The organism is Listeria sp. LM90SB2, assembly GCF_028867355.1.
GTDB classification, from domain to species: Bacteria; Bacillota; Bacilli; order Lactobacillales; family Listeriaceae; genus Listeria; species Listeria monocytogenes_B.
This window is the reverse complement of sequence record NZ_CP046449.1, coordinates 953,340-973,450: the sequence shown is the minus strand read 5'-3', so window position 1 is coordinate 973,450 and position 20,111 is coordinate 953,340. Positions and strand designations below refer to the sequence as shown.

Here is a 20,111-nt window from a genome sequence, read left to right as displayed (position 1 = left end):
AAATGAACATACGAATCCCGTCCGAAAAAATAGTTTCTATCCGAGAATTGGATAGCTTTCTTCATTTTTTCATATAATACAGGATTAGAATTTCATTGGCTTAAGATAACACTCCTTTTCGTTTGATGGTTATATTATAGCGTAATTTTATCGTCACTTCAACCTTTATAAGCCGTGTAAATAGAATTACACGGCTTATGTGTGGCCATTTACTCACTTTCTTCCATCATCATTTTTAGTTTTTGGATGAACTCCTCGAAACTTTCGGCCATTGATAAACGTTTAGTATTAATCGGTTCGGAGACGATTTCTACAAACTTTTCAAAAAAATCATTGAACTCTGTTGCATCTTTTTTGCTGATGGCGACGAGAGCAATTATTTTTATTTTGACGTCATTCCAATAAATCGGCTCTTGTAGCGTCATTATAGATACACCACTTTGAAGGGCATCATTCTTGATAGAATGTGGTATAGCAATGCCGGATGGGAAGCTTGTTGGCGCCATTCGTTCCCTTTTTTCGACTTTTTCTTTAAATTCCGGCGTGACGAAGGTTTGTTTTTCCATTTTAGAAATCATTTGCTCTCTGATTTTTGCGGGTGTCAGTTCTGAGGGGTCAATTTGGTTGGCGTAGAGGGAACGAACGATGTAGCGATCAATTTGTTGACCTCGCAAGTGATTTTCCAAGATTTTTTTCTTTGTTTGGATTCGATTGCTGATTTTCTTGATATCCTTCGTCGTTAGTAAGGGATGAATAAAAATGGAACCCGCTTTTTCAAGAGCAATATCTCGGTTTGTTGTTAAAATGATATCAAAATTTTCTTCAGAGTCCTCGTTTTCTATCAGTTTGATGGTAGCTTCATTTTCAAATCGTGCGCGCAGTTTTTTCAGCATATTTGTTCTTAAATCGTGATAATCCTCAATAAGTAGGCCTATTTCTAAGCGAATATAATCTCGGTTTTCACTTTCTAGAAAAGAGCCGATATGCAGCGCGATAAAAGAAATTTCATCTTCGTTAAAGTCAATCGCTAGTTTTTCTTGTAGCAAAGAAGAAATGTAAACAGCAATATCAAAAGTTACTGGGTAAGACGTTTTAATATCAAGTAAGCTTAAATTTCTGGTGTACGCTTTGTAACGTGAGCGATAGTATAGGCTTTGGACGTGAATCGCTAGCTTGATAAAAAGTTGCTCATTTTGGAGATCGATGAGATAGGTTTCTTCCACATTGGCGAGCACGCTTTTAAGTGCTTCGATGATTTTTTTATCGACAAATTGGTCCAGTTCGCCATGATTGGCATTAGCAGATTGTTCATTTTGCAAGCCAACATATAAAAGTCCGAGTTGTTTTGTCTCTGCCTCTGAAAAATGGATTTGGTATTCTTCCGAGAGAATTTTAGCAATTTTTTTCGATATTTCGTATTCTTTGGAGTGTTTTCGGATGAGTGTTTTTTGGGTTTCAATGAGTGTATTTCCTTGTTGAATTCGGACGATGCTAATGGCGTAATGTAAGACAATGTTCATCATCGAATATTGATTGGTTGTAATGGATTCTTCCGTTAAAACTTCTTTTACGATGTTTTGCAGTTTATCGATAGAAACAAATTCAATCATTTCTTGAATGCGAATTTTGATACTTTCACGGTATCCGCCTTCTTCATATAGCAAGGAAATCATATATTTTCGTTTGGCACGTTCTTTTCCGATTAATTTGATTCGGTCTTTACTGGTGACGATTTGGACATCGGCTTCTTTTAGTTCGTTTTTTAATTGTTGGATGTCTTTTTTTAAGGTTACTTCTGAAATATATAAAATATCCGCAAGTTCAAACAGGTCAACGCCTTTAGTAGAGTTTTTAATTAATTCGAGTAAGAGTTTTGACTTTCGTTCTGTTACATCACTTTCTGTCTGAAGTTCAAATGGAATACGCTGGTTGATTTGATAGCCTTGTTTTGCAGAACGAATTAAATTCGGTGTCGCTTCATTTATTTTAGAAATGTTGTTGCGAATGGTTCGTGTTGTACACTCGCAAAAAGCTGCTAACTCATTTGAGGTAACCCACTTATTTTCCTGTTTATGCAAATAAGCTAGTATTTCTTTTTGAGTATCCATTTTTTGTTACCCCCTATATATCGAAAGCCAGTTGTATTAGCTATCAACTACCACAACTGGCGCTCTGTTACATTAAGCTTCTAAGTCTTCCCCATTAGACTCTATTACTTTTTTATACCATGAAAAGCTGTCTTTTTTAATTCTTTTGCCTGTACCGTTTCCTTCGTTATCTAAATCAACGTAAATGAAACCGTATCTTTTTTCCATTTGTGCGGAGGAGCAACTAACTATATCAATCGGTCCCCAAGCGCAATATGCGATAATTTCTACGCCATCATACATGGCGCGTTTCATTTCTTTTAGATGCGCGGATAAATAATCAATCCGGTAATCATCATGGATTTCGCCATTTTCTAATTTGTCATACATTCCAAAACCATTTTCGGCAATGATAATTGGTTTATGATATCTGTCCCAGTACTGCGACAATGCGTTATACAAGCCTTTCGGATCGACTGCCCAGCCCCACGGATTAGCTTTAAGATGCGGGTTTGGTGTAATTGAAGCTGGGTCCAAATCATTTTTCTTGGAGTCCACCATTTGGGAATAATAATAGGAAAGTGCTAAATAATCCATGGTGTTTTTTTGTAAAACGGCTTTGTCGTCTTCTGTGATTTCTATATGAATATTATTTTCGTCAAAGTAATTAAGCGCATACTGTGGATATTCGCCTTGGAACTGCACGTCTGCGAAGAAATATTCCATGCGGTTGCGTTTCATTGCGAGCACGATATCATCTGGATCGCAGGAGAATGGATAGGCCGTGCAATCAGCGAGCATTGTACCAATCATTAAATCAGGATTTAGCGCTTTTCCGTATTCGTAAATTTTCGCACTTGCAACAAATTGGTTATGAACAGCTTGATACGTAGCGGATAAATAATCATCGACGGCATCATATGGAATCGCAGTAGAGTTAAATGGTTCGAATTGAATTAAATTAATTTGGTTAATGACAATCCAATATTTTACTTTTTTATTGTAGCGATCAAGTACCGTTTTGCCGTACTTCTCAAATAAATCAATAACTTTACGATTATGCCAACCGCCATTGTTTAAGACAATTTCCACCGGCGTTTCGTAATGTAATATCGTAATAATTGGCTCCATGCCAAGTTCGATAATTTTGTCGATTAATTGGTCATAATATTTTAATCCCGCTTCATTTGGTTCTGTTTCTTCGCCAGTTGGAAAAATCCGTGTCCAGTCCAGCGAAGTTCGAAATGTTTTAAAGCCCATTTCAGCAAGCAAAGCCAAATCTTCTGGATACGTGTGATAAAAGTCGATACCGTGGCGTTTCGGATAATAGTTCACTTTGTCTTCCATACTTGCTTTGATATCAGCCAAACTTACTCCTTTATGTTGTTCCTCACTGATTTCATCATTTGTTTTCCCTTTATGATATTTGTGCAAATCTGCTAAACTAATTCCTTTTCCATCTACTTTAAATGCGCCTTCTGCTTGGTTGGCTGCGATAGCTCCTCCCCATAAAAAGTCTTTCGGAAATTGATAATTTTCAAACATGCTCGTACCTCCTATTTTTTCGTAAGTTCGGTCATTTTTTTGAATAAACGTAGCATATGCTCGCCGATTAATATTTCACTTTTGGCTGTCATGAGTGTATCTTGCGCATGACAGAACAGCGTGGAATAACGGATTTGATTGCCTGATGCTTCTAATTGAAGTGTATCTGTTTGCAGACTATGTGCGATGACAATTTCTTTTTTGGCAGAGGCGATAAATTCCTCGGCTTCGTTAAACGCTAGTTCCTCTAAATGGTTAAGACCTTTCACTAGGTCATTTCTTGCGTTTCCAGCATGGATTAATATATTCATGGATAGTTCATTTAAGCTATCTGTTTCTTCAACATAGTCTTGCTCTGACATTTTAGTTCCTCCAATCAATTTGTTACCATTTCTTTCTCTGTTTCGATTGCATCTAATTTTTCTTGTTTGAGTAAGGAGTTGTCGTATGCTTTAAAGAACGGCAAGTAGACAAGCCATGTGATGACGATAATTGCTAAACAAGCAATCACACCTCGGAAATCTTGTGTTGCAAGGTAAGACGTTACAGGATAAGGCATGTACCATAGCAAGAACGATTGCGCGGGAATACTTACTAAGTTCATCGACATAACGAAATAGGCGATGCTTGGAACCAAGAAAGCATTAATCCACGTTGGAATCATTAAGTATGGGTTGAAGGCAATTGGTGCCCCGAAAAATAATGGTTCGTTGATATTAAAAATCGATGGGACAATAACTGCTTTTCCGATTGCTTTTAGCTGTAAAGACTTACTTAAAATGAGCATCATAATGGATAGTGATAAGGTTGTGCCGACCCCGCCGATTGAAATTAATGCGTATACAGTTTCTTGTGTTGCGATGTTCGATGCACTTGCGCCATTTGCTACAGCTTGTGAGTTTTCTGCGAGTCCTGCCATATAAACCGGGTAAATCGCGGGCATCATAACCCACCCAGAAATCCCGAATGTATAAAGAAATGCTGGAATGAAAACCGAAAGCACAAAGCCTGGATAAGATTGTACGATTGACGCGAGTGGACTAAACACTGCCACAATCACTTCAAAGAAATCAATATTAAATTGAACAGTTATTAACCAACCAACAATCAGAATAAATGTAATTGGTAGCAAGCTATTGAACCAACCAACGACAAAATCCGGAATCGGTGTATCTTCACTGAAAAATGATCGTTTCGCAGCAAAGTTCATCACACAACCAACAAATAATCCGGTTGTAATGGATAAGAACATCCCTGTCGCTCCAAATCTAGATAAAATGAAAACGGCATCCCCGTCTGCTGAAATAGTTGGAAATAGTAGCATTAAAAATAGAACAAGTCCAGTTGCGCCAGAAATTAATTTTTGGCTGCTATTTCCTTTTTTCTCCATCAGATAATATGGGATTAAAAAGGCCACGACTAACCCAAACATGCCAAACGAAAAATTACTTATCATCGAAAAATCAGGCATGCCCGGAAATAAATTTTTAAGTAGTGAAACGATGGTGACTAAAGAACCGACAAAAACGAGCGGAAGCGCAGACATAATTGCATCTTGAATTGCTGATACCCAAGGATTTTTAACAACTTTATTTACTTTTGGAGCAAATTTATTTGTCATAAAATCCATCACTTTGTTGTTCATCGTGTTATCCCTCCATAGTTAAAATGAGATCGAGTGCTTTTTCACCGTTAAGTGTGCCATAAGTTGCTTGCGGAATAATTGATACTAAAACATTTTTATCGGCTACTTTTTGTTTTAAGTCATCCAGCATATAAGCTAAGTGCGGCCCGATTAATAAGTAATCAATTTCATTAATTCTTTCATCTATTTGTGACTCACTGGCTGCTTTCACCGTCACTTGTTCTCCACGTTTTTTTGCTGCTTTTCTGATTGCTGCTGCCATGAATCCACTTGAAGCTCCTGACCCACAAATGAGTAAAATGTTTTTCATTTTGTATCCTCCCTTTCCTTAACTTACTTTTATTATATAAACAGCTGAATCCGCTTACAAATATGTTTTTTTCCTACTGGTAGGAAACTGCATAAAAAAGAAACCCCTTTGCTTGAAGCAAAGGAGTTTCTTAATAGCTTGTGTTAGTCACGATATTTTAAGTTAATGAATTTCACTTGGATGTATTCTTCCATTCCGTAGTGGCCATTTTCGCGACCGAAACCAGAATGTTTAACGCCGCCAAATGGAGTTTCCGGATTAGAGATGGCAATTTCATTTGCTCCGACCATTCCGTATTCTAGTGCTGCTCCCACTTTTTCTACGCGTGCTAAATCTTTAGTGTAGAAGTAAGAAGCAAGACCGAATTCACTGTCATTCGCCATTTCGATTGCTTCGTCTTCCGTTTCAAATGTGATAAGCGGGATTACTGGACCAAATGTTTCCTCATAAAAAATGTCCATTTCACGGGTAACGTTATCTAAGACAGTTGGTTTGTAGAAGTTGCCTTTGTCATAGTCGGAACCTGTTAAACGACCGCCGCCAGTTAGGACTTTGGCACCTTTATCTGTGGCATTTTTAAGTTGTTTGTCGATTTTGTCAATCGCATCTTCACGGATAAGTGGACCAACATTCACATCATCTAAACCGTTACCTACTTTTAGTTGTTTTACTTTAGCAACTAGCGCCTTAGTGAATTTTTCTTTAATTTCTTTGGCAACAAAAATTCGGTTTGGCGATACACATACTTGACCGTTATTGCGGAATTTTGCGGCAACTAAATCATTTACAGCAGCATCCAGGTTTGCATCATCAAATACGATAAATGGCGCATGTCCACCAAGTTCGAGCGAGATTTTTTTCAGTGTTTCGGCTGATTGTTTGAATAGTGTTTGACCGACTTTCGTGGAGCCGGTGAAAGTTAGTTTACGAACATCATCACTGTCAGTTAATGTTTCGCCGATTTCTTTGGAGCTACCCATAACGATATTGGCAACACCTTTTGGCAAGCCGGCTTCTTCAAAAATTTCAAAGATAGCTAGGGCCGAAAGCGGCGTATCTCCGGAAGGTTTTAATACGATTGTATTTCCGGTTGCAAGCGCTGGAGCAAGTTTTCGTGTCACCATACCACCTGGGAAATTCCACGGAGTAATGGCCGCAACTACACCAATTGGTTGTTTTTTGACGATAAACGCGTGATTGTTTGGCGCTGGGATAGTTTCCCCATATAATCTTCTTGCTTCTTCTGCAGCGAATCGGAAGTTTTCTGCGCCAGTTAGGACTTCTCCTTTTGATTCTTTTAGCGGTTTACCTTGTTCAAGCGTCATAATTTTTGCTAGTGTATCTGCTTTTTCTTCCATTAAATCGGCAATTTTGTGTAATAATTTGACGCGATCAGCTAGTTCCATTTTTGCCCAATCAGGAAATGCTTCTTTTGCAGCTTTAATGGCTTTTTTGGTTTCGTTTGGTCCAGCTTGAGCGATTTTGGCAATAACTTCTCCATTTGCTGGGTTTACAATATCTTTTGTTTCTTTATTATCTCCATCCGTCCATTTTCCATTAATAAATAATTTTGTTTGAACTTTTGGTAAGGCTGTTTCTTTAATACTCAAAAATACCACTCCTCAAAAAATTTTTCTGCACGTGCTCTCGTTGCTTATAATAGTGTTTTCCACAAATCGAAAAATTTAATCAGGATTTTCTTTTTCAAGTGGCAAAATGGTTTTTGGAAAAAGTCATTCTATCGCAACATGGCGGGAACGAGAACAGTCTCTAAAAAACTTTAATTTTTTTCAAAAAAAGCTAGCTACATCGAATGTAACTAGCTTTTTCGGTCTTAACTTTCTTCAATTGGTTGGTGTATTTCTTCTTTTACTTTTTTAGGTGCGTTTTTCTTATAAGCAAGGAAGTAGAATAAGCTAACAAAAACTGCTCCACCGACTACATTTCCTAAGTAAACTGGGATGATGTTCCAAATGAAATCCGCCCATGAATAGTAACCAGCGAAAATCGCAGCTGGGATAATAAACATGTTGGCGACAACGTGCTGAAATCCGATAGCAACAAATGCCATAACCGGGAACCAAATACCAAGGATTTTTCCTGCGAAATCTTTGGCCGCGTAGCAAAGCCAAACCGCAATCCCAACAAACCAGTTACAACCAATTCCGGAAACAAAAGCAACCCAGAAAGGATCGTTAATTTTTGCACCAGCTGTAGCTAGCGTTTTTGGTAAGAAATCGCCTTCTGTTAAGCCAACGAAATGTCCGAAGAAGTAAGCGACAAAAAATGCGCCCACTAAGTTCATGACAGACACAATCGCCCAGTTTCTAAGTAATTGTTGGAAGGAAATCTTTTTGTCGTACCAAGCAATCGCGACAGCCATCATGTTGCCGGTAATTAATTCTCCTCCACCTAGCAAAATACAAACGAGGCCAACCGGAAAAAGACTGGCGCCGATAAGCGTTGCAAAGCTTCCCCATTCGTGAGGCATTGTTCCTACTGCACGTATGTATAATAAGTAACCAAGAGATATAAAGGCCCCACCTAAAAAGCCTAACAACACAAGCGTTAACGTACTTGAATTTGCTTTTTGGGTCCCTTTTTCAATCGTAATCTCTGTTACTTCCTGCGGGCTATAATATCCCACATGAATCCCTTCCTTCTTGTTAAAATAATCACAAAATAGCGTTTTTATTATAGCACACTCAAAAACAGCTTGCTAGTATAAAAAAGCCCAGAACAAAAGTCCCAGGCTTCTTCTTACGTATGCAATTCTTTTACAACAGGAATCCTTATTTCAATATTTGCTCCGTCGCTTCCTTGTTTCGTATACACTTCCAATTTGAATGGTAGTGGGTCAAAAACGGGGTTGTTCGCTGTAATATATGGTTTGTAATTTTTTTCTTGAATGGCTCTGGCAATCTCTTCAAAACTTTCACTTATGTCTGTATCCTGAATATGCTCAGCCACAAAATACGTATGAGCCGGAACTTCAATCCACTCAAGCGGTTCTTGTAAATGAGGATATTTTTGTTCCACTGGAATTACCGAATAATGAGTAATTCCGTCTTCTATATTATGGACAGAAATACCATAAAACGTTTTTTGTTTGGAAAAATCATCTAGTTCTCGCGCAAGTTGAAGCATTTCTTTGAAGGCTGTTTTTATTTCTGTATGAAGTGCTTCTGTTTTAAGACCTTCTCGAACGAGCGCAATACCAGTGAATCCTTCCCATTCCTCCAGTCGCTTTAATCTAATCGCCATGATTATCTACTCCTTCACAAAAGCATCTCACACAAGCTAATTTATCCGTATACCATATGGTAAATACCCGTCTGAGAGCAAGTTAAAACAAGATGCTAATGAGAATGATAACAGCGATAATAATGATAAAAGATAACCAAGCAACAGGGCGAGCTGTGTTAATCGTCCAACCAATCCCAAAGCGTTTTTCTACAAATAAAGCTGGATCATTTCGATTAAAATAAATAACCCCTGCTTTCCAAAAAGAATCATCATCCCGAATTGGCTTATTGACACCATCAGGTTGGTCAGCAAATTTAAGTCTGCTTCCGCCTTGCCCTACTTTAACAGCAAGAAGGACGGTTCCAAACAGAATCAAAACAACAGAAATTATCATTGTTATCATCATCCATTCAGCTGGAAGTGCAAGTAATGTGACTACTTGCATGATGAGAAAATCAATTACCATAATCGTACACATAATTAACATTGCTTTACTAGAAACCTGTCTAAATAGGAGTCCCCTTTTTAATGAATCAGTAGGGTTTTCGTTCTCTACGGACTGTTTGCTCCTAGCAATAACAAAGTTAATAAAGATAAATAACGCAATCATTCCTAGCTGCATCATCGGTAATAGCAATACGACTCTAGGTGATTTGGCAACCGTATCCGTCACTGCCCCACTCATATCAAAATGGATTGGAAAGTCAGCAGGAGCTACTGGATAAAAAACGACCGTAATCGCAAGTGTAATAATGAAGATAAGCAGTGGCACGACAAACCATGTATACGAGATAACCATTTTTCTGCGATGAAAACTAGTATCTACCATGATGATAGAATTAGTCGAAATTTCTCCCGCCTCTATTTTATCTCTTTTCCACTGTAAAGTTGTGTGATGAAAACGATAGTAAATAATAAAAGAAACGATTAATTGGCTAAACATCGAAGCAATAAAAATACCTGCTTGCGTATTTTCACTCGAATGAAAGCCTTGAATTAACGCGATTCCAATTATCGCTACAAAAGATGTCCACAAAACCACTTGCCCGACATATTGTTTTTTTAGCCGCGTTAATTCCGCATTTCGGTTAGCGCGTTCGCCTACATTTACTCCGAAACATTCTGATTTTCTTATTACAAAAGGGGTTATTGCTTGCAGTGAAATGATAGCAATACTAACAAAAATATAAATGATGATTTCCATTTCTACTCCACTCTCCGTCCATGCATTTCGTCAAAAATAGCCTTACTTACTTCGAGCCACTTCTCTTCGGTAACACCGCGCACAACCGATTCCGCGATAAGTGGTTTTAGCTTCGTTTGTAATTTAGCAAAAAATAGCTCATCTGCCTTAGCTACGCCATCCGGATGAATAACTACTCCCTTTTGACGATGTATTTGAATAAATCCTTCTTGTTTTAAAATTTGGTAGGCCTTGTTTACTGTATGAAAATTAATACCAATATCTGCGCCAAGACTCCGAACAGAAGGTAATTTGTCCCCTGGTAAAAGTTCCCGTTTCGCCATACCTTCAATTATTTGATTGCATATTTGTGTATAAATCGGCTCGTCTGATTGAAGATCAATCGCAAGTAGCATAGAAACACCTCTCCTTTAACTGTTATATACATTGTATAACACATATACTTATGCGTCAATAGCAGTAATTCAGTGGCTATTTAAAGCAGTTAATGGTACTATAAAATTTATCAATAAGGTTTTAGAAAGAAGGGGAGAATTTGAAATTTTCACGATTTCGAGATAGTAAATTATTTTTTTGGACAATTGAAATTTTAGCGGTTGTAGCTATTTTGTTCGTTCTATTGCAAATGAAGTACATATTTTCACCAATCGGCATCATAGTTTCTACATTGTTTATGCCGATTTTGGTCGCAGGGTTCCTATTCTATTTATTTAACCCGCTCGTATTATTTTTAGAAAAAAGAAAAGTACCTCGACTTTTGAGTGTTATTTTAATTTTTATTGCCTTTATCACGCTTGTTGTTCTTGCAGTAATGCAACTCGGTCCAACGCTTGCTGACCAAGTAGCTGAACTCGCAAAAGCAATACCAGGTTACTGGCAAGATTTTGAAAAATGGCTGCAAGATCTCTCGAATAATTCTGCACTAAAAGATTTAGACATAAAACAAGAACTTGAGAAGCTCAACATTTCCTTACCAAAAATCATGTCTGTGGTCGTTGACGGGGTAGCTTCTAGTTTTGGAGCCATTGTCTCCTTTGTCTCTAGTTTTGTTATGATTCTTGTAACTGTACCATTTATCGTCTTTTATATGTTTAAAGATGGTCATAAGTTCGTTGAGTCCTCTGGAAGATTTTTCCCGGCAGGTATTCGTTCTGAAGCAAAACAAATTATTAAAGAAATGAATAAAACCATTTCTACTTATATTAGTTCACAAGCGATTGATTGTATGTTTGTTGGTTTATTTACTTTCATTGGTTATTTAATTATTGGTCAACCGTATGCGCTTCTGTTTGGTTTTATTGCAGGTGCAACGAATATTATTCCTTATCTTGGACCATTCATTGGAGCAGCTCCCGCAGTTATCGTGGCGCTATTTACTTCTCCAGTCCAAGCACTGCTCGTTATTGTTGTCGTAACGATTGTGCAACAAATTGACTCTAACTTACTTTCTCCATATATTATGGGTAAATCACTATCGATTCACCCACTAACTATTATCATTATCTTGATTGTTGCTGGAAACTTAGCAGGAATCTTTGGAATGATATTAGGTGTTCCACTTTATGCGGTTGTGAAAACAATTATCGTGAATGTTAATCGTTTAATTAAATTGCGGCGAGGTCAGCTGGCGATTGATAATAATCTTCCTGATCCGGATACACCAAAAGAATAAAAAAACGAGCTTTGGGAAACTAGTTCCTAAAGCTCGTTTTTTCTATGCTTTTTTAAAATGGGAAGTGTCATTTAAACGTTCTAATTTGAATAAGCCGTTTTCGTAAGCTAGTACGGTGACACTCGCGTTATCTAAAATAACCGCTTCGTCCATGGATGGTTCGAGTTCGTGGACGATGTTACGAATAGTATTTCCGTGAGCGACGATAAGAACGTTACCACCAGTTTCGCGATGACGATTGATAACATGCAAGAAACCTTGTTCTACACGTGTCCAGAATGTCATGAAATCTTCCGCATCTCCTGTTGGGTCAGCTGCTTTTGTACCATTCATTGTTTCTCGTACATCGGCATTTTTAAATAGGTCTTCTTGATTCGCATAACCCATATGATGCGCAATTTCGTTCCAGGCAACATCGCCTTTTTCACCTTCGTAGGAGCCAAAGAAAGTTTCCCGAAATTCACTTAATGGTTCTAGTGTTAAACCAAATGCGTGTTTATTTTCTTTTAATAAATGCCCTGCTGTTGCAATCGTACGGTGTAAGTCGCTTGAATACGCTGCAACGAATTCTGTTTCCGCAAGTCCGCGACCACTTTCTTTGACTATTTCAATTCCTTCTGGTGTTAGTGGCGTATCAGCCCATCCTTGCATGCGCAAGTTTTTATTTAAGTAGGTTTGACCATGTCTTACAAAATAAAGTGATAATTTTTTTCCCATTACGTACTTCCTCCTCCATCGTTGTTTTCTATTTCATTGTAACAAATTCTTCGGATCCTGTTGGGTGAATCGCAACCGTATTGTCGAAATCGGCTTTTGTTGCGCCCATATTAATCGCAACAGCGAATCCTTGAATCATCTCGTCCACACCGTAACCAATCCCGTGCAAGCCAATGACGCGCTCTGTCTTCCCTTCGCAAATTAATTTCATTCGGCAAGGTTCGCGGTGGTCTGTGATGGCTGTATACATTGAGGTAAAGCTAGAAGTGTACACTTTGATATTTTCTTTGCCGTATTTTTCGATTGCTTCTGGTTCTGTTAAACCAACCGTTCCGATAGCTGGATGGCTAAATACAACGGTTGGGATATTTTCATAGTTTAAATGTGCATCTTTTTTGTTATTGAAAAGGCGTTCTGATAAACGGCGCCCTGCTGCAATTGCGACTGGAGTTAATTCATAATGACCCGTTACATCGCCAACTGCATAAATCCCCGCTACATTGGTGTTTTGGAATTTATCTACGGCGATATGTCCGCTTTCTAGAAGTTTTACGCCCGCTTTTTCGATTTGAAGACCTTGGATGACTGGTTTACGTCCGATCGCCCAAATAAGCGTATCAACGGTTTCTGTGCGGCCATCCTCTAAGCTCAACGTCAAACTGCCATCTGGATTTTTTTCAACTTTTTGAGGAACAGCGTGTTTATGCAACATCATATCCGATTGCTCAATAATTTCGGTTAGTGTATCTGTTAAAAGTGGATCAAAATTTCGGAGTGGTGCATGTTTCCGTACAAATAAATGCGTTTCTGAGCCAAGTTGTTGTAGTACACCAGCTAGTTCAACCGCAATGTATCCCGCGCCAACAACCGCCACTTTTTTAGGTAGTTCTTTTAATGCAAAAAAGCCATCTGAGGTGATGCCAAATTCTGCGCCCGGAATGGAAGGAAGCGCTGGTTCGCCGCCTGTTGCAATTAAAATATGATCTGCTGTCACTAGTTCGCCGTTTACGCGCAATGTTTTTTCATCGACAAATTCGGCATAACCTTTAATCCATTCTACTTTATTATTATCCAGCCCATTTTTGTAAGAACCTCGAATTCGTTCAATGTACGCTTCTCGATTTTCGACTAGTTTTTGGAAGTTGAAGCTCGCGTCCACTTGGTAACCATAAGCATCTGCGTATAAATCCATCGCTTCTTTAATTTGTGCGCCATACCACATGACTTTTTTCGGAACACAACCAACATTTACACAAGTTCCACCTAAAAATTTTGGTTCAATTAATGCACATTTTGCTCCGTGCATGGCTGCGCGATTAATCGAAGCAATTCCGCCACTTCCGCCGCCAATCGCAATATAATCATAATGCTTTTCCATACAAAATCTCTCCTAACATTTCTTCGTTTTCGTTTTTATAAATACGCTTCGCCCCGCATAATCGCAAGAACCCGCGGATTTGGTAAGTATCGTTTTATCACTTGAAGTTTTTCGTACGTGTCCGTGTCGCGTAAATGTTCCGCAATCGCCATAGCAACAGCGCTACTTCGGCTGACCCCAGCGTGACAATGGACAACAATCTGCGTAAAATCTGGGTGCTCATCCACAAAATTATAAATCAAATCGCGATGTACCTCGTTAAATAGTTTCATCTCCGCTTGCTCTTTGTCACTAAGCCCCCAGTAATCATCTTCTTCGTTAATATCATTAAAGTGAACGGGCAAAATAGCTTCAAAAAGTGATTCGTTTTTGAGTGGCTGATAGGTTGCGCCGACATCCGCAATACGAATAAGTAAAGTATGCTCTGAGCGCGGCTTAAACTGCACCGCTACTACTTCTGGTACGGCAATTATCCGTAAATCAAATGGATCAAAATCAATTTGGCGCCTTTCTTTGTTAATATAATTCGCCATCCTGCATGTCCCCTTTTCCAGTGCAACAAGATTTTCCTTCGTCTTATTCCTCTTCTATTCTATCACGCCTAGACATTTTTACATAAAGAAGCAGTTTCAAACGCAAAAATAACCAAATAAAATTATTTGGTTACTTTTTCCCTTGTCGGTAAAGATCTTTCGTTTTATAACCTTGGCTCAAAATATCAACCATCTCTAAACGTCTTTTTTCTTGTGTCGCTGGTTGTTTGGCAGAGTAAATATAGCGCGCCCAAACCCGCTGGTATCCTGTCGCTAGATTGTTGTAGAAGGCTTGTAAATCGCCTTTGTCTGCTAGAAATTCGGCGACTAGAGGTACATGGTCGGCGTATTCATCTGCGGAAGGGTTATTTTTCTTAACGCCCTTCGCTTTTAGTTTTGCCGCTTCTTTTAGACCAACTACCGTGTACGTTTCATCGAGCGCGACCATTCGTGTGAATTTGAGTGTGCTACCGTCGACGTAACCTTCTTCATCGGTTTTAAGCGCTGGCATGAGTTCATCGCGGTGTACATATGTAGCGAACTTTTTATTGCCTTTTTTAGGGTAGGCGAAAAATAAATAACCATTCGCAGCAAGTTTATTTTCAGCAATAACTTTTTGCACGAACGTAATTAATTCTTCTAGCGTTTCCACAAAATCGAAAATTAAATCGTATTGTTTGTCTGCTAGTTTTTCTTCGTAATTTGCTAGATTTTGGAAATAATCCGCTCCATTTGGTTGATTTAGGATAACTGCTTCTTTATATTTAGTCAGTTGTAATTTTTCTACTATTGTTTTCTCTGCCATATTCCAGCACCTCGTTTGTATTGTTTGGTTTCAGTATATAGCCTTCCCTTTAAGTTATCAAGCCAAACTAAACAGAAAAAAGACCAAGCACCACGGCTTGGTCTATAAATCATTTTATTTAAAAACAACCATCTCATTAATTTCAATCGACGGGTCTAAACTTTTCGCAACCGGGCAAGCATCTTTCACTAAATGCACGGCTTTTTCGGCTTTCGCTTCGTTACTTTTATCCACTAAATCCACCGTAAAAGTAACATTAATTTTCGTTAAAACATGCACAGCACTTTCTTGATCTTGCTCATAATCGGTATGAATGCTTAAATCATTTATCTCAATTCGTTTTTTCTCAAGTAATGTTTGATAGACATATCCGCTACAAGCAGCAACCGCAGCCACTGTTATTTGAACTGGAGAAAAACCTTCTTCTTTAATTAATGTCCAGTTGCCATTTGGATGTACAAGTTCTAACACTTTCCCATTTTTCACTAAATCCATGATTCATTCCTCCAATTTAATCCTTACAATTCTTATATGAATAATAAGATTATAGCTCAAATAAAAAGTTCTGTCCAATTTCCTGTACGAAAAAAAGAATCCAAGTTTTGCTTGGATTCTTTTTGAGCGGTCCCGACGGGATTTGAACCCGCGATCTCCTGCGTGACAGGCAGGCATGTTAACCCCTACACCACGGAACCATATGTATAAAAAATGAATAAAAAAGTGACCCGTACGGGATTCGAACCCGTGTTACCGCCGTGAAAGGGCGGTGTCTTAACCGCTTGACCAACGGGCCAGATAAAAAACGAAAAATGAATATATATTCAATTGAATTCATTTCTCTTACACCAGCTTTTTTATTATAACATAATCTGAGTGACTGTCAACGGCTTTTTCTAATTTTATTTACATTTTTTTCATCGGAAGTTTTTTATACATTTTTACCTCCATAAAACAAAGTCAGCTATGCTTTACGGGCATGCTGACTTTAATTTACTTTTCTCGGTGGTCAACCATAATAAAACTTCTCGTATCATAGCGATGTCTTGATCTAGAATATTCCACTGGTCTACCATCTTTCAAATACACTACTTGCTCCACTTCTAAAACTGGGTCGTGTTCCCCGCACGCTAAATATTCTTGATCATATTCAGATGGCTTATCGGCATTAATTTTCCGAAAGGCACCGCTTAGCACGAGTCCAAGTGAATCTTGTAAGTATGCATAAATCGAATGATGCAAAATTTCTTTCGTTAAACCAGGAACTAAATCTGCCGGCATCGTTGTATGCTCTAACACATATGGTGCGCCGTCCAAGAGCCGTAACCGAATCAACTTGTACACTGGCTGGTCTGCTTTTATTAAAAGTTGTTCTTGTGTTTTTTCATCTGGGAAAGCAATATCGAATGCAATAATTTTACTCGAGATTCGGTTGTCTCCCATCATTTTTGTCAAACCGTCATAATCCCGCAAACTCGCATCTTGCTTATTAGCTAAGGCATTTTTCATGACAAAAGTCCCCGCACCCCGTTGTCTGTAAACAAGTCCTTCAAGCGCTAAAACGTCAAAGGCTTTTTTTATTGTCATTCTGCTACAATCATAAGCTTTACACAAGCTCACTTGATCAGGAAGAATGGATTCTGGTGGATAAGTACCGTTGTTTATTTTTTCGCGGATATCTGCTGCAATCAATTCATACTTAACCAATTCGATCGCTCCTTCGCTTGAATTAAAAATGTCTAGCCATTTCTAGTCAAATTATAGCATATCGAAAAGGAAAATTTAACTTATTTGATAGCTGCCTCTGATTCTCTCGCAATATTTGTCCGATCGACTAGTTTTAAGAACGGATACCAGATAATGAGGACGATGAAGAAATCGACTACTTGGAGCGCCCCGCCTAGCCATGAGTTGGTTGCGAGAATACCATTGATGACAATTGGCACCGTCCATGGAACAGCAACCCCGGTTGGAGCAGGAACAATACCAGCTGCCATTACGAAATAATTCAAAGTAGTTACAATCAAAGGCGCAATAATCCATGGAATTAAAATCGTTGCATTTAATACAATTGGCATACCAAAAAGTACCGGTTCATTAACGTTAAAAATTCCTGGCCCAAGTGCTAATCGACCAATTTCTTTACTTTGCTTACTTTTCATTAAGAATGCTAGTGCAATAACGACTGCTAAAGTCATCCCAGATCCGCCCATACCAACAGTAAAGACTTCCATAAATGGTTTCGTAATAATATGTGGCAATGGGAGTCCAGCTTTATAGGCATCTAAATTTTCAAGCATTAACGTATTCCAAATCGGGTCCATTACCGAGTTGACGATGATTTGACCATGCAGTCCGAAAAACCATAATACTTGGACAAAAAATAAAGCGATTAGTGTTGGAACAATTCCTGAACCAAGCCCCACTAAAGGCTTTTGAATAACAGTATAAACAACATCATGTAAGTTTGTATGGAAGAAGAATTGTACCATAACATTAATTGCTAAAAAAATACTTAATGTTAAGATAGCGGGAATAAGTGCTGCAAATGATTTAGCAACAGCGGGTGGAACTCCTGCAGGCATTTTGATTGTCCAATCCCGTTGAACAAAAAATCGATATAATTCTGCAGCAATAAAACCAGTAATCATTCCGATAAACATACCTTTTGCCCCAAGTCGATCTAACGAAAGCGCTCCAGTAATAAGCTCTCCATCAGGACTATTAAAGAAAAATGGCGTTAAAATCAAGAAGCTAGCAAGGGCAACTGCCCCTCCATAAATTGCTTCAACTTTATAATATTTAGATAGTGAATATCCAATTCCAAAAACAACAAAAACAGTCATAATACTCATCGTGGCGCTTTGGGCATTCCCAAGATACAACTGTAAAACTGCCTTCGTTTCATCACTCCAAAACGGTAGATTCATTAAAACCACCGCAATCGAACCAAACATTGTTAGCGGAAATGCCAACATGAAAGCATCTCTTAAAGTGGTTAAGTACCTATTCTCTCCTAGTTTTGCAGCAAGAGGCATTAACTTTTCCCCAAGTAACTCCATAAACTTATTCACTTTACTTCCCCCAAACATGATATTTTTCTAAAAAGAAAACGTTTTCTATTTATTATTATACTCATTTAATTTTAAATGTCTAGTCTTTTTAAAATAAAAGACCGAACAAAAAAAGACTTTCATCATCACAATGAAAGTCTCCTTCTTATTTTTTCTTCTTCTTTGCTAGCTTTTCTGCTGCTTTTTGTTTATTTTCTGCTAGTCGGAAAAGTGTCATTTCTTTAATTAATTCATAAGGAACTTCTTCTTTGATTGGAAACTGTACAGCACCTTTTGAATGCTTGTAATTTCCGAGTTTAGATTCGAATGCCGCAATACCACTAGAGGCTGGATAAAACCCGTAGTGATTTTTCGCAACAGCAAAGTGCACCAAGTTTCCTTCCAAATAAAAAGTCGGCATTTGATAACTGATTTTTTCTGTTGCTTCCGGTGCAGCTGCTTTAATCGTTTCTCTGATTTTTTGCAACACTTCTTTTGTTTCCGGTGGCGCTTGGGTAATATATTCATCAATCGTTGTAAATTCTAGTTTATTATCCATAGTCGATTCCTTTCTGAAACGTTTTTCTTATTATAGCAAATTTCCTAATTAATTTTAACTTATCACTATTTCTCCAGCCACGATTTTCAGTAAAAAATCCGCGAACGAGTCTGCTACAATCGAACTTTCTTCAAACTCTGGTTCCGAACCATGAACAATATTTCCGTCATTTAAAGTGATAGCATAATATTCATAACAACCGCCAACACTCATCATAATTGGTAAATGTGCATTCCAAAATAGTTTTACTTCATTTTCTAAGTTTGTATCGCCTTCTGCTGCTTCTAAACTCATTTGTTCAAAAGAATTCCACGAAAAGGCGTCATCCTCATTCTCTAAAAAATCTTCTTCCAACAAAAACCAACAAGTGTCACCCACATTGCTACAGAGGTTAAGTTGTCTATAAAAGGCCTTATATGCATCTGGCAACTTTCCATATCTCTTTAAAATCTGCTCTGGCAAGTTTTTCTCTACAGCAGACAAATCTACTTGCCAATTATTATTTTTAGCCCATTCAAAAAAATGATTTATTGGTTCCATTTAAGCTACCTCCCACTATTTAGAGTTCCATTCGTCTCTGACTTTCATCAAAATCTTGCCTAGACGATTTTTTCCAGAGCCATCTCCGCCGTCGCCCCAATAATGATCATTTTCCGTATGTTCCACTAAAATAGCATTCTCTGTGGTTAAAAGCATTTCTTTCACTTCCGAATGTTGCGCTACTTTTGCTCTGATTGCTTTTAACATCACTTCGTCTTTCATACTTTCCCAGCCTTTTCGCAGTGGGAAGTCTCTATTTCTACCCAATTTTGCTGCATCTATTGGTTTTTTCGTATTAATTACTTTTTTAATAATTTTTTTATCTATAAATTTTTGTGCTTGGAAATAGTGTTCTGTGGTTGGGTAAGTCACGCCGTCTATGACAATTGGATGTAAAGAGAAATTAGAGAAACAGCCATAGTCCGCATTTTCACTATAAAAATGGATAACCTTCATTTTGCACCTCCGAGTATTTACGTTATGTTATTTGCAACTTGAGCTTATCTTTCAAAATAACTTTAGCATACATATAGACGCAAATCTATCGCTATTTTTCCGCAAAAAAAGACACTGCTTAGTTTCCTAAACAATGTCTTTATAAGTTATTACGGAGAAGGAGGGATTTGAACCCTCGCGCCGCGCGAGCGACCTATACCCTTAGCAGGGGCACCTCTTCAGCCACTTGAGTACTTCCCCAAACTCCACAGGCAGGACTCGAACCTGCGACCGATCGGTTAACAGCCGATTGCTCTACCAACTGAGCTACTGTGGAATTATCTGACTTCCACTAGTATACGCAGAACTTAGCAAAATTGCAAGA

The 20,111-nt window shown here is 38.2% G+C and carries 21 protein-coding genes and 4 tRNA genes; 1 reads left to right on the top strand and 24 read right to left on the bottom strand.

Annotation, left to right across the window (positions count from 1 at the left end; genetic code table 11):
• Positions 1 to 209: 209 nt before the first annotated feature.
• The 10 genes from GL301_RS04750 to GL301_RS04705 form a co-directional block, all read right to left on the bottom strand.
• Positions 210 to 2,108 (bottom strand): BglG family transcription antiterminator, encoded by a 1,899-nt coding sequence (locus GL301_RS04750; protein ID WP_010958827.1) that lies wholly within the window; start codon positions 2,106 to 2,108, stop codon positions 210 to 212.
• 72 nt (positions 2,109 to 2,180) lie between these two features.
• Positions 2,181 to 3,632, bottom strand: a complete 1,452-nt coding sequence (locus GL301_RS04745; RefSeq protein WP_003734298.1) for a glycoside hydrolase family 1 protein — start codon at positions 3,630 to 3,632, stop codon at positions 2,181 to 2,183.
• An 11-nt stretch (positions 3,633 to 3,643) separates the two neighbouring features.
• Positions 3,644 to 3,994, bottom strand: coding sequence for a PTS sugar transporter subunit IIA (locus GL301_RS04740; RefSeq protein ID WP_003727092.1), 351 nt, complete (start codon positions 3,992 to 3,994; stop codon positions 3,644 to 3,646).
• 14 nt (positions 3,995 to 4,008) lie between these two features.
• Entirely contained in the window at positions 4,009 to 5,277 is a 1,269-nt protein-coding gene (locus GL301_RS04735) for a PTS sugar transporter subunit IIC (RefSeq protein WP_003724841.1), read from the bottom strand.
• Positions 5,278 to 5,281: 4 nt separating this feature from the next.
• Positions 5,282 to 5,587, bottom strand: a complete 306-nt coding sequence (locus tag GL301_RS04730; protein ID WP_003721482.1) for a PTS sugar transporter subunit IIB — start codon at positions 5,585 to 5,587, stop codon at positions 5,282 to 5,284.
• Between the two features lie 143 nt (positions 5,588 to 5,730).
• On the bottom strand, positions 5,731 to 7,197 hold the full coding sequence (locus GL301_RS04725; protein WP_009929451.1) for an NAD-dependent succinate-semialdehyde dehydrogenase: 1,467 nt from the start codon (positions 7,195 to 7,197) through the stop codon (positions 5,731 to 5,733).
• Positions 7,198 to 7,421: 224 nt separating this feature from the next.
• On the bottom strand, positions 7,422 to 8,234 hold the full coding sequence (locus tag GL301_RS04720) for a formate/nitrite transporter family protein (RefSeq protein ID WP_003727094.1): 813 nt from the start codon (positions 8,232 to 8,234) through the stop codon (positions 7,422 to 7,424).
• Positions 8,235 to 8,347: 113 nt separating this feature from the next.
• Positions 8,348 to 8,851, bottom strand: coding sequence for a GyrI-like domain-containing protein (locus GL301_RS04715; RefSeq protein WP_003734296.1), 504 nt, complete (start codon positions 8,849 to 8,851; stop codon positions 8,348 to 8,350).
• Positions 8,852 to 8,933: 82 nt separating this feature from the next.
• A complete protein-coding gene (locus GL301_RS04710) occupies positions 8,934 to 10,037 on the bottom strand; it encodes a DUF1648 domain-containing protein (protein WP_003734295.1) in 1,104 nt (367 codons plus the stop codon).
• Positions 10,038 to 10,039: 2 nt separating this feature from the next.
• The gene (locus GL301_RS04705) at positions 10,040 to 10,432 is read right to left on the bottom strand and encodes a GntR family transcriptional regulator (protein WP_003724836.1); all 393 of its coding nucleotides are present in this window, start codon (positions 10,430 to 10,432) and stop codon (positions 10,040 to 10,042) included.
• Between the two features lie 140 nt (positions 10,433 to 10,572).
• On the opposite strand from GL301_RS04705, the gene GL301_RS04700 reads away from it, so the two are divergent.
• On the top strand, positions 10,573 to 11,709 hold the full coding sequence (locus tag GL301_RS04700) for an AI-2E family transporter (RefSeq protein ID WP_003724835.1): 1,137 nt from the start codon (positions 10,573 to 10,575) through the stop codon (positions 11,707 to 11,709).
• Positions 11,710 to 11,751: 42 nt separating this feature from the next.
• On the opposite strand, the gene GL301_RS04695 is transcribed toward GL301_RS04700, so the two are convergent.
• The 14 genes from GL301_RS04695 to GL301_RS04630 all read right to left on the bottom strand — a co-directional run bounded on the left by GL301_RS04695 (position 11,752) and on the right by GL301_RS04630 (position 20,063).
• Positions 11,752 to 12,426: a histidine phosphatase family protein gene (locus GL301_RS04695; protein WP_003724834.1), complete on the bottom strand. Its 675-nt coding sequence runs from the start codon at positions 12,424 to 12,426 to the stop codon at positions 11,752 to 11,754.
• Positions 12,427 to 12,454: 28 nt separating this feature from the next.
• Positions 12,455 to 13,804 carry a glutathione-disulfide reductase gene (gorA, locus tag GL301_RS04690; protein ID WP_003734294.1) on the bottom strand — a complete coding sequence of 450 codons (1,350 nt, stop codon included), beginning with the start codon at positions 13,802 to 13,804 and terminating at the stop codon, positions 12,455 to 12,457.
• Positions 13,805 to 13,839: 35 nt separating this feature from the next.
• Positions 13,840 to 14,337 carry a tyrosine phosphatase family protein gene (locus GL301_RS04685; RefSeq protein WP_003724832.1) on the bottom strand — a complete coding sequence of 166 codons (498 nt, stop codon included), beginning with the start codon at positions 14,335 to 14,337 and terminating at the stop codon, positions 13,840 to 13,842.
• A 130-nt stretch (positions 14,338 to 14,467) separates the two neighbouring features.
• Complete coding sequence (locus GL301_RS04680) at positions 14,468 to 15,142, bottom strand: YdeI/OmpD-associated family protein (protein WP_003727101.1); 675 nt, start codon at positions 15,140 to 15,142, stop codon at positions 14,468 to 14,470.
• A 114-nt stretch (positions 15,143 to 15,256) separates the two neighbouring features.
• On the bottom strand, positions 15,257 to 15,637 hold the full coding sequence (locus GL301_RS04675) for an OsmC family protein (protein ID WP_003724830.1): 381 nt from the start codon (positions 15,635 to 15,637) through the stop codon (positions 15,257 to 15,259).
• 127 nt (positions 15,638 to 15,764) lie between these two features.
• Positions 15,765 to 15,837: transfer RNA gene (locus GL301_RS04670), tRNA-Asp, on the bottom strand.
• A 26-nt stretch (positions 15,838 to 15,863) separates the two neighbouring features.
• Positions 15,864 to 15,935: transfer RNA gene (locus GL301_RS04665), tRNA-Glu, on the bottom strand.
• 197 nt (positions 15,936 to 16,132) lie between these two features.
• Positions 16,133 to 16,846, bottom strand: a complete 714-nt coding sequence (locus GL301_RS04660; protein WP_003724829.1) for a GntR family transcriptional regulator — start codon at positions 16,844 to 16,846, stop codon at positions 16,133 to 16,135.
• An 80-nt stretch (positions 16,847 to 16,926) separates the two neighbouring features.
• On the bottom strand, positions 16,927 to 18,213 hold the full coding sequence (gene celB / locus GL301_RS04655; protein ID WP_003727104.1) for a PTS cellobiose transporter subunit IIC: 1,287 nt from the start codon (positions 18,211 to 18,213) through the stop codon (positions 16,927 to 16,929).
• Between the two features lie 145 nt (positions 18,214 to 18,358).
• Positions 18,359 to 18,751, bottom strand: coding sequence for an iron chaperone (locus tag GL301_RS04650; protein WP_003721468.1), 393 nt, complete (start codon positions 18,749 to 18,751; stop codon positions 18,359 to 18,361).
• A gap of 54 nt (positions 18,752 to 18,805) precedes the next feature.
• The gene (locus tag GL301_RS04645) at positions 18,806 to 19,291 is read right to left on the bottom strand and encodes an SMI1/KNR4 family protein (protein ID WP_003724827.1); all 486 of its coding nucleotides are present in this window, start codon (positions 19,289 to 19,291) and stop codon (positions 18,806 to 18,808) included.
• A 15-nt stretch (positions 19,292 to 19,306) separates the two neighbouring features.
• A complete protein-coding gene (locus GL301_RS04640) occupies positions 19,307 to 19,747 on the bottom strand; it encodes a riboflavin biosynthesis intermediates N-glycosidase (RefSeq protein ID WP_003724826.1) in 441 nt (146 codons plus the stop codon).
• Between the two features lie 152 nt (positions 19,748 to 19,899).
• A tRNA-Ser gene (locus tag GL301_RS04635) sits at positions 19,900 to 19,987 on the bottom strand.
• Between the two features lie 3 nt (positions 19,988 to 19,990).
• A tRNA-Asn gene (locus GL301_RS04630) sits at positions 19,991 to 20,063 on the bottom strand.
• Positions 20,064 to 20,111: the final 48 nt, after the last annotated feature.

Bases quoted from the DNA above. Each gene is read 5' to 3' on its own strand.
- GL301_RS04750 (WP_010958827.1), bottom strand. From the start codon at position 2,108: ATGGATACTCAAAAAGAAATACTAGCTTATTTGCATAAACAGGAAAAT.
- GL301_RS04745 (WP_003734298.1), bottom strand. From the start codon at position 3,632: ATGTTTGAAAATTATCAATTTCCGAAAGACTTTTTATGGGGAGGAGCT.
- GL301_RS04740 (WP_003727092.1), bottom strand. From the start codon at position 3,994: ATGTCAGAGCAAGACTATGTTGAAGAAACAGATAGCTTAAATGAACTA.
- GL301_RS04735 (WP_003724841.1), bottom strand. From the start codon at position 5,277: ATGAACAACAAAGTGATGGATTTTATGACAAATAAATTTGCTCCAAAA.
- GL301_RS04730 (WP_003721482.1), bottom strand. From the start codon at position 5,587: ATGAAAAACATTTTACTCATTTGTGGGTCAGGAGCTTCAAGTGGATTC.
- GL301_RS04715 (WP_003734296.1), bottom strand. From the start codon at position 8,851: ATGGCGATTAGATTAAAGCGACTGGAGGAATGGGAAGGATTCACTGGT.
- GL301_RS04710 (WP_003734295.1), bottom strand. From the start codon at position 10,037: ATGGAAATCATCATTTATATTTTTGTTAGTATTGCTATCATTTCACTG.
- GL301_RS04705 (WP_003724836.1), bottom strand. From the start codon at position 10,432: ATGCTACTTGCGATTGATCTTCAATCAGACGAGCCGATTTATACACAA.
- GL301_RS04695 (WP_003724834.1), bottom strand. From the start codon at position 12,426: ATGGGAAAAAAATTATCACTTTATTTTGTAAGACATGGTCAAACCTAC.
- gorA (WP_003734294.1), bottom strand. From the start codon at position 13,804: ATGGAAAAGCATTATGATTATATTGCGATTGGCGGCGGAAGTGGCGGA.
- GL301_RS04685 (WP_003724832.1), bottom strand. From the start codon at position 14,337: ATGGCGAATTATATTAACAAAGAAAGGCGCCAAATTGATTTTGATCCA.
- GL301_RS04680 (WP_003727101.1), bottom strand. From the start codon at position 15,142: ATGGCAGAGAAAACAATAGTAGAAAAATTACAACTGACTAAATATAAA.
- GL301_RS04675 (WP_003724830.1), bottom strand. From the start codon at position 15,637: ATGGATTTAGTGAAAAATGGGAAAGTGTTAGAACTTGTACATCCAAAT.
- GL301_RS04650 (WP_003721468.1), bottom strand. From the start codon at position 18,751: ATGGATAATAAACTAGAATTTACAACGATTGATGAATATATTACCCAA.
- GL301_RS04645 (WP_003724827.1), bottom strand. From the start codon at position 19,291: ATGGAACCAATAAATCATTTTTTTGAATGGGCTAAAAATAATAATTGG.
- GL301_RS04640 (WP_003724826.1), bottom strand. From the start codon at position 19,747: ATGAAGGTTATCCATTTTTATAGTGAAAATGCGGACTATGGCTGTTTC.